Source organism: Sanguibacter hominis ATCC BAA-789 (assembly GCF_012396185.1).
Classification (GTDB): Bacteria; Actinomycetota; Actinomycetes; order Actinomycetales; family Cellulomonadaceae; genus Flavimobilis; species Flavimobilis hominis.
This window is the reverse complement of sequence record NZ_JAAXOW010000001.1, coordinates 1,082,202-1,095,949: the sequence shown is the minus strand read 5'-3', so window position 1 is coordinate 1,095,949 and position 13,748 is coordinate 1,082,202. Positions and strand designations below refer to the sequence as shown.

General features: G+C 72.4%; 13 protein-coding genes. 5 read left to right on the top strand and 8 right to left on the bottom strand.

The features are described 5' to 3' along the window. Positions 1–8 precede the first annotated feature (8 nt). From HF995_RS05025 to HF995_RS05005, 5 genes are read right to left on the bottom strand one after another with little or no spacing between them, the layout of a single operon-like run. Positions 9–809, bottom strand: a complete 801-nt coding sequence (locus HF995_RS05025) for an ABC transporter permease (RefSeq protein ID WP_168446655.1) — start codon at positions 807–809, stop codon at positions 9–11. Beyond that, on the bottom strand, positions 806–1,756 hold the full coding sequence (locus HF995_RS05020) for an ABC transporter ATP-binding protein (RefSeq protein ID WP_168446654.1): 951 nt from the start codon (positions 1,754–1,756) through the stop codon (positions 806–808). Before HF995_RS05020 ends, HF995_RS05025 begins: the two co-directional genes overlap by 4 nt. Position 1,757: 1 nt before the next feature. Continuing rightward, the gene (locus HF995_RS05015) at positions 1,758–2,504 is read right to left on the bottom strand and encodes a hypothetical protein (protein ID WP_168446653.1); all 747 of its coding nucleotides are present in this window, start codon (positions 2,502–2,504) and stop codon (positions 1,758–1,760) included. Further along, on the bottom strand, positions 2,501–3,394 hold the full coding sequence (locus tag HF995_RS05010; protein WP_168446652.1) for an ATP-binding cassette domain-containing protein: 894 nt from the start codon (positions 3,392–3,394) through the stop codon (positions 2,501–2,503). The genes HF995_RS05015 and HF995_RS05010 overlap by 4 nt, the downstream gene beginning before the upstream one ends. Further along, positions 3,391–3,762, bottom strand: a complete 372-nt coding sequence (locus HF995_RS05005; RefSeq protein WP_168446651.1) for a GntR family transcriptional regulator — start codon at positions 3,760–3,762, stop codon at positions 3,391–3,393. The genes HF995_RS05010 and HF995_RS05005 overlap by 4 nt, the downstream gene beginning before the upstream one ends. A gap of 167 nt (positions 3,763–3,929) precedes the next feature. Between HF995_RS05005 and HF995_RS05000 the strand changes: the two genes are divergently transcribed. From HF995_RS05000 to HF995_RS04980, 5 genes are all read left to right on the top strand, one after another. Then, positions 3,930–5,519, top strand: coding sequence for a C2 family cysteine protease (locus HF995_RS05000; RefSeq protein WP_168446650.1), 1,590 nt, complete (start codon positions 3,930–3,932; stop codon positions 5,517–5,519). Between the two features lie 127 nt (positions 5,520–5,646). Further along, on the top strand, positions 5,647–6,966 hold the full coding sequence (locus HF995_RS04995) for an MFS transporter (protein WP_168446649.1): 1,320 nt from the start codon (positions 5,647–5,649) through the stop codon (positions 6,964–6,966). Positions 6,967–7,088: 122 nt separating this feature from the next. Next, positions 7,089–8,441 (top strand): zinc metallochaperone AztD, encoded by a 1,353-nt coding sequence (aztD, locus tag HF995_RS04990; RefSeq protein WP_286189202.1) that lies wholly within the window; start codon positions 7,089–7,091, stop codon positions 8,439–8,441. Between the two features lie 261 nt (positions 8,442–8,702). Next, entirely contained in the window at positions 8,703–9,290 is a 588-nt protein-coding gene (locus HF995_RS04985) for a TetR/AcrR family transcriptional regulator (protein WP_168446648.1), read from the top strand. Between the two features lie 118 nt (positions 9,291–9,408). Next, the gene (locus HF995_RS04980; protein ID WP_168446647.1) at positions 9,409–10,371 is read left to right on the top strand and encodes a DUF5692 family protein; all 963 of its coding nucleotides are present in this window, start codon (positions 9,409–9,411) and stop codon (positions 10,369–10,371) included. 89 nt (positions 10,372–10,460) lie between these two features. On the opposite strand, the gene HF995_RS04975 is transcribed toward HF995_RS04980, so the two are convergent. The 3 genes from HF995_RS04975 to HF995_RS04965 form a co-directional block, all read right to left on the bottom strand. Continuing rightward, positions 10,461–11,129: an SRPBCC family protein gene (locus tag HF995_RS04975; protein ID WP_168446646.1), complete on the bottom strand. Its 669-nt coding sequence runs from the start codon at positions 11,127–11,129 to the stop codon at positions 10,461–10,463. A 68-nt stretch (positions 11,130–11,197) separates the two neighbouring features. Then, positions 11,198–12,010, bottom strand: a complete 813-nt coding sequence (locus HF995_RS04970; protein ID WP_168446645.1) for a hypothetical protein — start codon at positions 12,008–12,010, stop codon at positions 11,198–11,200. A gap of 2 nt (positions 12,011–12,012) precedes the next feature. After that, positions 12,013–13,710 (bottom strand): DivIVA domain-containing protein, encoded by a 1,698-nt coding sequence (locus tag HF995_RS04965; RefSeq protein WP_168446644.1) that lies wholly within the window; start codon positions 13,708–13,710, stop codon positions 12,013–12,015. Positions 13,711–13,748: the final 38 nt, after the last annotated feature.

The window sequence follows — 13,748 nt, the reverse complement described above, 5'->3', positions numbered from 1 at the left end:
CGCGCAGCTCAGCGTGACCAGCGGAAGGTCTTGGTCGCGACCCCGAACAGCACGACCGACCACGCGGCCATGACGCCGAGCTGCAGCCACGGGACGCTGCCCTCGAACCACGCGGCCGTCATCGCTTGGGACGCCGCCCCGAGGGGCGTGTAGGACGAGATGGTCTGGAGGGTGCCGGGCATGAGCGGCCCCGGCGTCCAGAGGCCCGCGAAGAACAGCATCGGGAAGTACAGCAGCATGCCGATCCCCGACGCGGACGACGCGCGCGGTGCGAGCCCGCCGATCACGAGGCCGATGCTGAACATCGCCGTGACCGCCAGCGGGAAGGCCGCGACCGCGACGAGCGGCAGCTCGGGGCCGGGTGTCCCGACGGCGAGGAGCGCGGCGAGGAGCGCGATCACGGAGCCGGCGACGACGCCGCAGAGCTGGACGACCACCTGCGCGAGGAGGACACCCTGGGGGCGCATCGGCGTCGTCGACAGCCGGCGCAGCACGCCGGTCTCGCGGTAGCCCGCGAGGATCAGCGGCAGGGAGGTGAGGCCGGCGGTCGCGGCCGAGACGCACAGGATGATCGGCAGGAACATGTCGATCACGCGCAGGCCGAGCCACGGTGCGGGGACGTCGGTGAGGGGCTCCCGCATGCCGGGCACGATGAACCCCATGCCGAGCAGCAGGACGCTCGGGAACGCGACGACGAAGAAGACGTTGCCCGGGTAGCGCAGGAACAGCCGGGCCTCGGAGCGGACGAGCGTGGACAGGCCGCGCATCCCGCCACGGGCGGGTGCGGGCGCGGTGACGGTGCTGGTCATGACGTGACCTCCTGGCCCTCGTGGGTGACGAGAGCGACGAACGTGTCCTCGAGGGAGCGGGTGCGCGTGCGGACCTCGTCGGGGACGATGCCGAGCGCGTGCAGGGCGATGATGACGTCGGGCAGGACGGTGCGGGTGCCCGTCACCTCCATCTCCTCGCCGACCTGCGTGACCGTGGTGACGGAGGGGAGCGCGGTGAGCGGCGCGTGGTCGGTGAACGGCTCGGGCAGGCGCATCCGGAAGGTGCGGTGCTCACCGCTCGCGCCGGTGAGCTCGGCGGGGGTGCCCTGGGCGACGACGCGGCCCTGGTCGATGACGACGAGGCGGTCGCACAGCCGCTCGGCCTCGTCCATGAAGTGCGTGACGAGGATGATCGTCACGCCGTCGTCCCGGACGCGTTCGACGAGGTCCCAGGTCTCGCGCCGCGCGTGCGGGTCGAGCCCGGTCGTGAGCTCGTCGAGGATCGCGACCTTGGGCTTGCCGATCAGGGCGAGGGCGATCGACAGGCGCTGCTTCTGCCCGCCGGAGAGGGCCTCGAACGCGGTGTTGCGACGGTCCTCGAGCCCGAGCAGGGTGATGAGCCGGTCGGGGTCGTCGGGGTCGTCGTAGAACGACGCGTAGAGGGCGAGAGCCTCGTGGACGCGCAGCTTGGCGGGGAGCTGGGACTCCTGGAGCTGGATGCCGAGGCGCTCGCGGACGGTGAGCGCGTCCGTCGGGTCCTGAGGGTCGTGGTCGAGGACGCGGACGGTCCCGCCGTCGACGGTGCGGAGCCCGGCGAGGCACTCGACGGTCGTGGTCTTCCCGGCCCCGTTGGGGCCGAGGATCCCGAAGATCTCGCCGTGCGCGACGTCGAAGCTCACGTCGTCGACGGCGACGGTCGTGCCGTAGGTCTTGCGCAGGTGGGTGACGCGGACGGCGGGGGTGTCCGCTGCGGCGCTGCGGGGCATGTCAGCCCTCCTTCTTGGCGATGGGGACACGGCGGACGAGCAGGTGGTAGGCGGCCGCTGCGGCCGCGAGGACGAGGACGCCGAGGAGCGGGTGCGACGGCATGCTGCCGGGAGCGTTGCCCCACGCTGTCCACTGGTCGTCGCTCGGCATGCCGACCCATCCGGTCAGGAGGATCGGGCTGAGGGCGAGCGGGAGCGCGAGGATGCCGCCCAGCCCGCCGAGACGGTAGAAGCAGATGCCGACGAGCAGGCCGCTGAGCATGCCGGCGCTGAACAGCAGGGCGAGGCCTGCGCCGTACCGGAGAGCGCCGTCCTGCAGCACGGTGCGGCCGACGTCGCCGCTCCCGTGGACCCAGCCGAGACGGTCGTAGACCCACCGTTCGGTGACGAGGAGGGTGGTCGCGACGACGGCGTTGCCGACGCCGGTCGTGACCGCTGCGATGATCGCGCCCTTGATGAACGAGGCGCGGGTCATGCCGGCTGCGACGTGCGTCGTCAGGAGGGACGTCGTGACCATGATCGCGATGCTGAACGGGAACCAGAGGAACGCGTGGTGGGAGAAGGCGACGGCGGACATCTCGACGTCTACGGAGCGGCTCACGATCGCGAGGACCGCGACCACGACGACGAGGGCGATCGCCCACGCCCAGGCCATGAGGTACGCGTAGACGCCGAGCTGCCAGGCGGCCGAGCGCCGCCACTGCGGCGCGCGGCGGGTGGGCTGCGCGGTGCGGGTCGTGGTCGTCATGCGTGGGCCTCCGTCCGGGTGGGGTGCTCGGTGAGGTGGATGAACAGGTCCTGCAGGGGGACGGGGCCGGCGGTGACGCCGTGGTCGGCGGCGCGGTCGAGGACGGCGGTGTCGAGGTCCCCGAAGAGGGTGGCCTGCCGGGTGGGGCCGAGGTCGCGCGAGCCGATGACGGTCTGGCCTGCGGCGAGGCGGTCGACGGCGTCGGCGGGCCCGGTGAGGGTCGCTCCGCGGGCGCGCAGCTCGTCGGCTTCCTCGCTGAGGAGCAGGCGGCCCTGGTGGATGATCGTGACGGTCTCGAGCATGGTCTCGATCTCGTTGATCAGGTGGCTGGAGACGATGATCGTGCGGGGGTGCTCGGCGAAGTCGGCGAGCAGCGCCTCGTAGAACGTGTGGCGTGCGGGTGCGTCCATGCCGAGGTGGACCTCGTCGAACATGGTCAGCGGGGAGCGTGACGCGAGGCCGGTGACGACGCCGAACGCGGAGGCCTGCCCGCGGGAGAGCGCCTGGGGCTTCGTGCGCGGGTCCAGGCCGAACCTGTCGAGGAGGTCCTCGGCGAACGCGCGGTCGAAGGTGGGGCGTGCGAGGGCGAACCAGTCGAGGTTGACCGTGAGCGGTTCGTCGCCGATGACGTCGCCGCACTCGCGGACGAGGCAGGTGTGCTCCATGCGGCGCTCGTCCTCGAACGGGTCGCCGCCGTCGACGGCGACGGTGCCGGCGGACGGCGTGCGCAGGGAGGCGAGCGCGGACAGGAGCGTGGACTTGCCGGCGCCGTTGCGGCCGAGCAGCCCGTGGATGCGGTCGGGGGCGAGGTCGATCGTGACGTCGGTGAGGGCGGCGGTGCGGCCGTACGAGACGCCGAGGCCGGAGGTGCTGACGCTGTAGCCGGTCACTGTCGGTCTCCTTCCTGGGGCTGCCGGTCGAGGTGGGCGGTGAGGTCTGCGGTGGTGATGCCGAGGAGGGCGGCCTCGCGGAGCACGGGGTCGAGCCGCTCGGTGAAGAACGCTTCGCGGCGGCGGTCGCGCAGCAGGGTGCGGGCGCCGTCGGTGACGAACATGCCGACGCCGCGCTGCTTGTGCAGGACGCCTTCGTCGACGAGCTGGGCGAAGGCCTTGGCGGCGGTGGCGGGGTTGATGCGGTAGGTCGTGGCGTACTGGGTGGTGGACATGACCTGGTCCCCTTCCTTCAGGGCGCCGGACAGGATCTCTGCGCGGATCGACTCGGCGATCTGCACGTAGATGGGTTCGCGTCCGTCGAACACCGGCCACCTCGCTTCGTTGGTTAGTTACATGACTAATGAACCATGGAGCCTGGGTGCTGGCAAGAGGGCATCAGGGTGTTTGACCCAGCCGCGCGTATCTGCGGGCGCGCAGACGGCGTCATGCCGGTGTCCGATGCACCACCCGGGCGTTCCTCGAGGAGGAGATCATGCCCACCCACGCACGCCGCACGACCCGCACCACCCGTCCCGACGCCGACGCCACCGCGCTCGCGCCCGACCGTCCCGCCGACCTCTCCGCGGTCGACGACGCACCGCTCGCCTCCACCGGCGTCCCCAGCCCGTACGCGCTCGCCGAGCTCGTCCTCGGACGGACCGTCGACTGGGACCGCGTCGCAGCGCCCGAGGCGCTGCTCGAGGAGGCCTTCCAGACCCCCTACCAGAACCTCTTCGACCCCAAGCACGGGTCCCCGCTCTACCTCGGCCAGGAGCTGCAGGACGACGGCACGATCGTCCGGAAGCGTCCCGAGCTCGCCCACGGCGACGAGGGCGGCGAGAAGACCACCGACGACAAGCGCGCCGACGCCGACGCGCTCGCAGGAGTCCGCACGCTCGCGGAGCTCGTCCAGGCCCTCGGGCCTGACGCCGCGGACCGCATCCCGGTCCGCTCCGCCGTCCCCACCCCGGGCGGCACCTTCGTCGAGCTCGGTCAGGGACCCACGCTCCGGCGTCGTCTCCTCGGCCAGATCTTCGACATCCACGACATCGACATGCTGTTCCCGCCGGTCCGGCTCGGCTACCACCCCGACGGGCTGCAGTGGCAGGACGTCGGACGCTTCTTCGACGAGGCCGCCGAGTTCTTCGACCCTGTGCAGGGCGCCGTCGGCGACTGCTACGTCATCGCCGCGATGTCCTCGGTCGCGTGGTCCATGCCCTACACGATCACCGACCGCAGCCGCGCCAAGGCCGTCGACAACCAGCGGTTCGTGCACCAGATCGGCTTCACGGGCGGCAACGGCCTCGAGAACGTCGAGGTCAGCGACTCGGTGCTCGTGTACTCCGGGACGACGAGCGCGCCCTACGCACGCTCGAAGGAGCCGGGCGAGATCTGGCCGGCCGTCTACGAGAAGGCCTACGCCAAGTGGCGGCTGGGCGAGCCGACCGACTTTCCCGCGATCCCCTCGATCGCCGGCGGAGACCCATCCATCGCCTGTCGAGCCCTCACGGGGCTCAGCGACTACCGGCAGTGGCACACGTCGTTCACCGCCGCCCAGGTGCTCAGCACCATCCAGGCGCACAGCGTCGACGGGCGCACGACGACGCCGATGGTCGCCTGGACCCACGGCACCGAGCCGACGCCTGGCGCCTACAGCGACGCGACCATCGTCGCCAACCACGCGTACTCGATCCTCGGCTGGATGCGGCGCGTCCCGCCCGTGCTCGTGCGGGACTTCCTGGTCCGCGAGCGGCTCGTGGGCCCGGTGGTCCGGCCGGAGGAGGTCGCTGCGCGGGAGCAGGGCGGGGAGCTCGTCCTGGGGGCTTCCCCGAGGGCGCGTGCTGCGATCGTCGGCGCGCTGTGGCCGGACCTCGTCGGCATCCCGCTGCGGCCCCGGACCTACGTGATCCTGCGCAACCCGTGGGGGTCGACGCCGGGCACGGGGGCGAGCACCGCGTCGGGCACGCACCAGGCGCGCGACGTCGACTGGTGGCGTTCCGTGCCGCTCGGGGCCGACGGCGTGTTCGCGCTCGAGATCAACGCGTACCACCGGCTCTTCGCCGGGACCGGGGGCGCTGCCTGACCGCGCTCGTCACCCCCCGCGTATCTGACGCCGCGTCGGGGTGTCCTTCTGGTGTCGGTGCCCGTGTCTCCGGGGGGAGGCGCGGGCGCCGATCCAGCGCGGCGGACCTGCGACGTAGGCTCGCGGGGTGCCTCGCCTGCTCATCGACACGACCCCGCTCCAGGATTCCCCTGACTTCCGCCGCCTCTGGGCGGGACTCGGGCTGTCGAGCCTCGGCACGCAGCTCACGCTCGTCGCTGTGGGCCTCGAGGTGTACGCGCTCACGGGCTCGTCCTTCGCCGTCGGCGGCATCGGCATCGCTGCGCTCGTGCCGCTCGTCATCACCGGGCTGTACGGCGGCGCGGTCCTCGACGTGCACGACCGCCGCAAGGTCGCTCTGTCCTCCGCGGTCGTCCTGTGGCTCGTGACGGCGCTGCTCGCCCTCCAGGCGTGGCTCGACGTCGACCAGCTCTGGGTGCTGTACGCGCTCGTCGCGGTGCAGCACGGGGCGTATGGCATCAACAGCCCGGCCCGCACCGCGATCATCCCGATGCTCGTCCCGCCGCGCAGCCTCCCGGCGGCGAACGCCCTGCAGACGCTCGTCTTCAACACGACCCTCATGGTCGGCCCCGTCGTGGGCGCGATGCTCGTCGCCCGCTGGGACTACGAGATTGCGTACACGATCGACGCCGTGATGTTCCTCGCAGCGCTCTGGGCGATGCTGCGGCTCCCGGCGCTGCCGCCCGGCACCGTCCTCTACGCGCACGACGGCGACGCCCCCGTCGTCTCGACGGCGCCGACGCGCCGGCCTGGCCTCGGCGCGGTCGTCGAAGGGTTGCGCTACCTGTCGACGCAGCCGAACGTGCGCATGACGTTCCTCGTCGACCTGGCCGCGATGGTGCTCGCGATGCCGCGCGTGCTGTTCCCGGCGATCGGCGTCGTCGTCCTGGGTGGCGGCGAGAGCACGACGGGCCTGCTCACGGCGGCGATCGCCGTCGGCGGGGTGGTGGCCGGGCTGCTCTCGGGCGGCCTGACGGGAATCCGGCGCCAGGGCGCCATGATCGTCTGGTCGATCACCGTCTGGGGTCTGGGTGTCGCGGCGTTCGGCGCCGTGCTCGTCGCGGCGGGCCGGACGACGCCGTCGCACGTCCTCGTTCCCGCGCTCGTCGTCGCGCTCGTCGCGCTCGCGGTGTGCGGGGCGGCGGACAACGTCTCGGCGATCTTCCGTCAGTCGATCTTGCAGACGGCGGCGCCGGACGACATGCGCGGGCGCCTCCAGGGGGTGTTCATCGTCGTGGTCGCGGGTGGTCCGCGGGCGGGTGACATGTGGCTCGGCACGCAAGCCTCGTGGTGGGGCGAGGGTGTGGCCGCGCTCGTTGGCGGCCTGAGCTGCATCGTCGTGCTGTGGCTGCTCGTGCGGTGGCAGCGCGGCTTCCTCGCGTACGACGCCGCCCACCCGACGCCCTGAGTCGCCCCGACGCCCTGGGCCGCACCTCTATGCCGTGTTGACGATAACGGTTCTCATTATCTAGTGTGCGGAGCGGACATCCCCCGACCGAGAGGAGCGGGCGCCCACGCGCCCCACCAGCCATGACACGCACCAACCGCACACCCTGGGCGCGCCTCGCGCTCGGCATCGCCGTCCCGCTCGCCCTCCTCGGCGCGTGCGCGAGCGACCCCGGAACCCCCGCCGCGACCACGGCCTCGACGCCCGCGACCGTCACCGAACCTGCGACCGAGCAGGCCGCGGCCAAGCCGCGCATCGCCGTCACGTACGACGGCGGCGTCCAGGTCCTCGACGCGTCGACCCTCGAGGTCCTCGCCGACATCCCCGTCGACGGGTACGTGCGCCTCAACGCCGCAGGCGACGGCCGCCACGCGCTCGTCTCGACGTCGCGCGGCTTCGAGGTCCTCGACCTCGGCACGTGGAGCGAGGCGCACGGCGACCACGCGCACCACTTCACCTCCGCCCCGCACCTCACGGGCGCCGTCTACCCCGCGCAGAAGCCCGGCCACGTCGTCGTGCACGACGGGCGCACCGCACTGTTCGACGACGGCACGGGCGCGATCGTCGTCGTCGACTCGTCCGACCTCGCGGCAGGTCCCGACGGCGCCGAGGGTGCGCGCCGGCTCACGACGCCGACCGCCCACCACGGGGTCGCGGTCGAGCTCGGCGACGGCAGCCTCGTCGTCTCCGACGGGACCGCCGAGGAGCGCACGAGCGTCCGCCTCCTCGACGCCGCGGGCCAGGAGACCGCGCGGACCGACGAGTGCCCCGGAGTCCACGGCGAGGCCGTCGCGCAGGGCGACGCCGTGCTGATCGGCTGCGAGGACGGCGCCGTGCTCGTGCGTGACGGGGAGATCGCGAAGATCGACAGCCCGGACGCGTACGGCCGGATCGGCAACCAGGCCGGGTCGCACGCTTCGACGGTCGTGCTCGGTGACTACAAGAGCGACCCCGACGCGGAGCTCGAGCGTCCGACGCGCGTCTCGCTCGTCGACACGCAGGACGCGACGCTCACGCTCGTCGACCTGCCCGCGAGCTACACCTTCCGCTCGCTCGAGCGCGCCGACGACGGCGCCGCGCTCGTCCTCGGGACCGACGGGGCGATCCACGTCATCGACCCGGCGAAGGCTCAGGTGACGACGTCCGTCCCCGTGATCGACGCCTGGGAGGAGCCTCTCGAGTGGCAGGAGCCGCGACCCGCGATCCGTGCGCTCGACGGCTCCGTGTACGTGACCGACCCGGCGACGCGACGGATCCTCGCGGTCGACGTCGAGACCGGCAAGGTGTGGCGCGAGGCGACGCTCGACGTCGTGCCCGACGAGATCGTCGGCGTCACCGGCGAGGCGCCCGAGGCGCACGACGAGGACCACGCCGACGGCGGGCACGACGAGGCCGGGCACGAGGACGCTGGGCACGAGGGCCACGACCACGACTGACGCCGCCTGACCCGGCGCGCCGCCCCTCGGCGCGCCAGTCCCCTCCCGACCGATCGCCCGGATGCACACCTGACGTGTGGATCTGGGCGATCGGCGCGTGGAGGGGCAGGTCGGGGGCTCGGGCGCGCGGCGCGGTCGCTGAGGGGCGTCGCGCGACCTCCTGACCTGCGGTGGGACCTTCGTCCTGACTTCCCGCAGCGCTATTGACGCTGTGTCAATAGCGGGCCTACGGTCGTCATGACACGAGGTCAGGAGGCCCCCATGGCTGAACGCAAGCAGCGCATCGATCCCGAGGTGCGCGCGGAGGAGATCGCCGCTGCCGCGCGCGCGCTCTTCTCCGAGAAGGGCATCGGCCGCACCTCCATCAAGGACGTCGCCGAGCGTGCCGGCATCGCCCGCGGCCTCGTCTACTACTACTTCCCCGACAAGGACGCGCTCGTCGACGCCGTCTTCGAGAGCTACGCCGACGAGTTCGCCGAGGCCGTCCGCCAGTGGGACGCCGCCCGCGAGGTCGGCAACATCGACAAGGCCCTCGTCGACTGCATCGCGCTCTTCCGCCAGCACCTCGGCTCCGAGGACCCGTTGCGCGACGACCTGCAGCGCGTCGAGAACGCCCGCCTCTACAACCGGTTCCTCGACCACGCCGTCCGCGCGATCGTCGCGTGCCTCAAGGTCACGACGATCGAGGCGTACGCCGCCCGCCACCGCATCCGCATCGAGCACGTGCCCGAGACGTTCTACGTGCTCATCTACGGGCTCGTCGGCCTCGTGCGGAACAACCCCGACACGGACGACGCCGTCCTCGTCGCGATCGTCCGCCAGGCCCTGCACATGGGCGAGGAGGGCTGAGCCGCGAGCTGAGATCTGAGCGCAGGCTCCCTCCACGCGCCGGGAGCCGTCACGCGCGAGGGGTGGCGCGCCACCGTGGCGACCCGTGTCGCCGCAACCTTCGTCCAAGGAGATGACGGTGTTCCTCTTCGACTCGATCCCCTGGTACTCGGCCCTCATGTGGTTCGTCGTGCTCGGGGCGCTCATCGGCCTCAACGAGCTCGTCCGCTGGTCCAAGAAGGCCGCGATCGCGCTCTTCATCGTGCTGCCGATCATCCTGACGATCTTCGTCTGGCCGCAGACGGCCGGCGCAGGATCCTCGACCGGCACCTGGTTCCACTGGGTCAAGGTGTACTCGGCCCTCGCCGGCTGCATCGGCTTCATGCTCATCCGCTACAACCCGCGCATCGCCGCGATGAAGTACGCGCTGTGGTTCCCGCCCGCGATCCTCGCGCTCAACATCGCCGAGGCCGTCGTCCGTGACTTCCAGGTCTCGGGCATGCACGGCATGGTCGACGGCGTGTTCATGGTCGGCGGCTCGTGGAACATCATGAACGGCATCGCCGGCATCCTGAACCTCGTGACGATCTGCGGCTGGGTCGGCATCTTCGTCACGCGCGACCGGTTCCAGGACATGGTCTGGCCCGACATGATGTGGTTCTGGATCATCGCGTACGACCTGTGGAACTTCGCGTACGTGTACAACTGCGTGGGCGACCACGCGTTCTACGCGGGTGCCGCGCTGCTCATCTCGTGCACCATCCCGGCGTTCTTCCTGCGCAAGGGCGCGTGGCTGCAGCACCGTGCGCAGACCCTCGCGTTCTGGATGATGTTCACGATGGCGGTCCCGTCGTTCGTGACCGACTCCAAGTTCGCCGTCGACGCGTCGCACAACACGACCGCCCTGTTCGTCGTGAGCCTCCTGTCGCTCCTCGCGAACATCGCCGTCGTCGTCTACCAGGTGCGTGTGATCGTCACGAAGAAGCGCCACCCGCTGCGCGACGAGCTCTTCATCGAGCAGCCGTCGTACCAGCGGCTCGCGGCCGAGCGCCCCGAGGCCGCTGGCGAGGCGCGGACCGCCGAGGCGGCTGCGGCAGTCTGACCGTCGCTCCCCCACGGATCGCCTGGACGCACACAGCACGTGTGCGTCCAGGCGATCGGCGCTTGTGGCGGGGGCTCGCCCCGACAGCGTCAGGCGGCGAGGAACGCCGCCGACTCGGCGCGCTCACGGATGCCGCGCAGCATCTGCTGGCTCATGAGGAACGACACGAGCGAGACGGGCTCGACGACGAGAGCCGCCGTCTTCGCGAGGTACTGGTACCGCTCGCGCACGACGAGACGCGTGCCGACCGCCCCAGGCAGGAGCGTGAACGACCATGTGAAGCGGAACGGTGGGCCCGCAGGGCCGGTCGAGCCGAGCGGGGACCGCAGGACGAGCGTGCGACCCGGCTCGAGCATCGCGACCTCGAGCTCGAATCCCTCCGCGAGGGCGACGAGGTCGCCGACGGCGAGGGTCTGCAGGTGCGCCTCGATCCGGTCGGCCGACCGGATGTCGAGGCCCGCGAGATTCTCGAGGAAGTCGTAGCTGTAGAAGCCGCCGCGGCCCTTGCCGAGCTGCACGAGCCACGGCCACACCTGGTCGGCAGTCGCGCGGATCGAGACGGCGCGCGTCGACTGGTGGTCGGCGATCGGCAGGAGGTCGTCACCCGGGAGCTCGGCGTCCAGCTCGGACTCGGTCGTGCCCCACTGCAGCGACCACGTGCGCAGCAGAGGCAGCGAGCCGACGGCGAGGGCCCCGGCGAGAGCAGCCACCCGTGCGGGCGTCGGCTTGGGCGGGAGCAGTCGTCGGAGGGCGCTCATCCACCTACCCAACACCGACGGGCCCTGATCCGCCAGTACCGGAGGTCCCGCCAGCGACGACGTCCCGTTCAGGCCCGTGGTGGCGTCGGCCAGCCGAAGCGGGTCCGGAGGGCCTTCACCCCTGCGGCAGGCCAGGTGGCGACGTATCCCGCGAGGTGCTCCTCGGCGAGGTCGAGGAGGGTGCGCGCGGCGTCCTCGGGGCTCTGCGCGAGCGCGGCGTCGAGCCGCGCCCCGACGCCGGGATAGGCGTCCTCGAAGCGACGCTTGCGGTCGAGGTGGTCGACGAACGCGTCGTCCGACGGCGGCAGCACGGTTGTCCACGCGTCGATCAGCTCGGCGACGGCATAGGTGCGTACGTGTGCGCCCGCGGCGACGAGCTCGCCGCGCCGGGCCCGGCCCGCACCGATCAGCAGCAACGTGAGGAAGAGCCCGAGCGCTCTGTCGACGTCCACCTCGCGCGGCCCGGGGGTCTGCTCGACCGCACGGCGGATCGCGTCGGCGACTCCGCCCCGGTCCAGGACGACGCGGTGGTGGTTCGTCGCGAAGCCCGCGACCTCGTCGAGGGTCGCGACGGCGAGCTCGAGGACGTGCGCGTCGTCGTACACGACCTTGAGACCGTGCGCGGTCTCGCGCGGCGCGAGGACGATGCGCTCGGGGTCGGGCAGCCACGACAGGTCACGACGCATCTGCTCGGCGACCTCGTCGCGCACGACGAGGTAGAAGTCGTGGTCGCTCCACTGGTCGAGACGTTCACGCTGCGCGCCCGAGCCGAGCAGCACGAGCCCGAGGACCTCGTCCCGCGTCGAGACGGACGAGACGAGCCGCTCGGTGAAACGGTCGAACAGCTCGGAGGCGTCGTGCTCGGCCGTACCGCCCGGCACGGTCAGCCGAGCTCGACGACGAGGCCTGTCGCGGACTTGTTCACGCGGACCGCCTGCACCTCGGTGCCGTCGGGGAGGACGAACGTCAGGTTCTCCTTCGCATCGCCGACCGACGTGGCGCGCGCATAGGTGAGCTGGCGCAGGAACGCCTGCGAGTCGAGGCCCTCGACCGCAGGAGCGGGCGCGGTGGCCGTCTCGATCGTCGACATCGCGAGACGCCGGGTCGCGAGCTCGGGAGCGGGCTCGGGAGCGGGCTCGGGCTCGACGGCCGCGGGCGTGGAGGGCTCAACGGGCGCGGCCACCTCGGGCTCGGACACCTCAGGCGCCGGCGGCTCGCTCGCCAGGGGCGCGGACGCCTCGGCCTCGGACGCGTCAGGTGCGGACGGCTCGCTCGTGATGGGCTCGAACGCGGTGACCGGAGCCCACGCTTCCTCCTCGACCCCGAACGCGTCGGCGGCGATCGGTACAGGGGCCGGGAGGACGGACGGCGTCGCGGTCCACTCAGACGACGCGGGGGGCGTCCACGGCTGCGACGCGGGCGCGGCCCAGGCGTGGCCCTCGGCGCCGATGGGGTCGGGGGCGTCGGCCTCGGCCTCAGCCTCGGCGGGCGCGGGCGCGGGCGCGGGCGCGGGGGCGGCGGGCTCGAGCGTGGCGTCGTCCGCCGACTCTGGCGCGGAGGAGCCGGCAGGATCTTCGGGGGTGGCCACCGCATCGCCCACAGGCTCGTCACCGGGTGCCTCGGGTGCGGCAGCAGAGGAGGTCGCCCAGGCAGGGAGCTCGACGGCGGGAGCCGTGTTCTCCGGGGTCTCGGCGGGCGTGGGCGTGAACGCGGGAGCCGGCTCGTCGACAGGGGTGACCGGCGCGGGGGTCTCGTCGGCGGTAGCGGTCTCAGGCTGGGGCTCCTGCACGCCGGTCGGTGCCCACTGCGGCACGAACGCGTCGCTGTGGCGCGCGGCTGTCTCGGCGAGCGAGCTCGCCCACGGCAGCGGTGCCGGAGGGTTCTGCGGGGTCTCGGGGGCGGGCTCGGCCGGGGCCGTCTCGGCGACCGCGGGTGCCGCCTCCTCGACGGGGCCCGGCTCGGCGGGTGCCGCCTCCTCGACGGGGCCCGGCTCGACGGCCGCAGGCTCGGCAGGCGCCCCGAGCGGCGAGGCCTCGACGGTGGCGGGCTCCGGCGTCGTGCCGCTGGTCGGCGTCGCCTCCGGCGCGTCCTCGACGGACGCCACCTCCGCGGTTGCGGCAGCCTGCACCGGCGCAGCGGGGCTGGCGGCAGGGCCGCCGAGGTCCTCTGCGTCGGCCGGGGTCGCGAGCGACGGCGCGGAGACGTCTGCGGCGGGCGCGACGTCCGGCGCGGTCGGCGCCTGCGGCTCCTCGGGCTCGTGTGCGCTCACCGGCGAGAGCGGCTCGCCGCGCTGGGCGCGGGCGATGTACGTGTTGAGCGTCGTGATGATCTCGTCGAGGAGGTCGTCCACCTCGACGACGTCGTACCCCTCGCGCAGGCGCGTCGACGTGAACCGTGCCGCGAGCAGGTCGTTCGGGGTCAGCAGCGGGGAGCCGTCAGCCTTGACGGTCTCGCCGCGCTCGAGGTGGGCGAGGGTGTCAGACGCCGCGTCGAGGACCTGGTCGACCTCGGGGATCTCATAGCCCTCACGGAACTTGGTCGCGGTGAAACGTGCGCTGCGAACGTCGGCGGATGACAGCATGCGTGACCTCGATGGGTGAGAGCCGTGACGGGTGTGCC

Excerpts from the sequence above, each read along its gene's own strand:
- HF995_RS05025 (WP_168446655.1), bottom strand. The coding sequence starts at position 809 with ATGACCAGCACCGTCACCGCGCCCGCACCCGCCCGTGGCGGGATGCGC.
- HF995_RS05020 (WP_168446654.1), bottom strand. The coding sequence starts at position 1,756 with ATGCCCCGCAGCGCCGCAGCGGACACCCCCGCCGTCCGCGTCACCCAC.
- HF995_RS05015 (WP_168446653.1), bottom strand. The coding sequence starts at position 2,504 with ATGACGACCACGACCCGCACCGCGCAGCCCACCCGCCGCGCGCCGCAG.
- HF995_RS05000 (WP_168446650.1), top strand. The coding sequence starts at position 3,930 with ATGCCCACCCACGCACGCCGCACGACCCGCACCACCCGTCCCGACGCC.
- aztD (WP_286189202.1), top strand. The coding sequence starts at position 7,089 with ATGACACGCACCAACCGCACACCCTGGGCGCGCCTCGCGCTCGGCATC.
- HF995_RS04985 (WP_168446648.1), top strand. The coding sequence starts at position 8,703 with ATGGCTGAACGCAAGCAGCGCATCGATCCCGAGGTGCGCGCGGAGGAG.
- HF995_RS04975 (WP_168446646.1), bottom strand. The coding sequence starts at position 11,129 with ATGAGCGCCCTCCGACGACTGCTCCCGCCCAAGCCGACGCCCGCACGG.
- HF995_RS04965 (WP_168446644.1), bottom strand. The coding sequence starts at position 13,710 with ATGCTGTCATCCGCCGACGTTCGCAGCGCACGTTTCACCGCGACCAAG.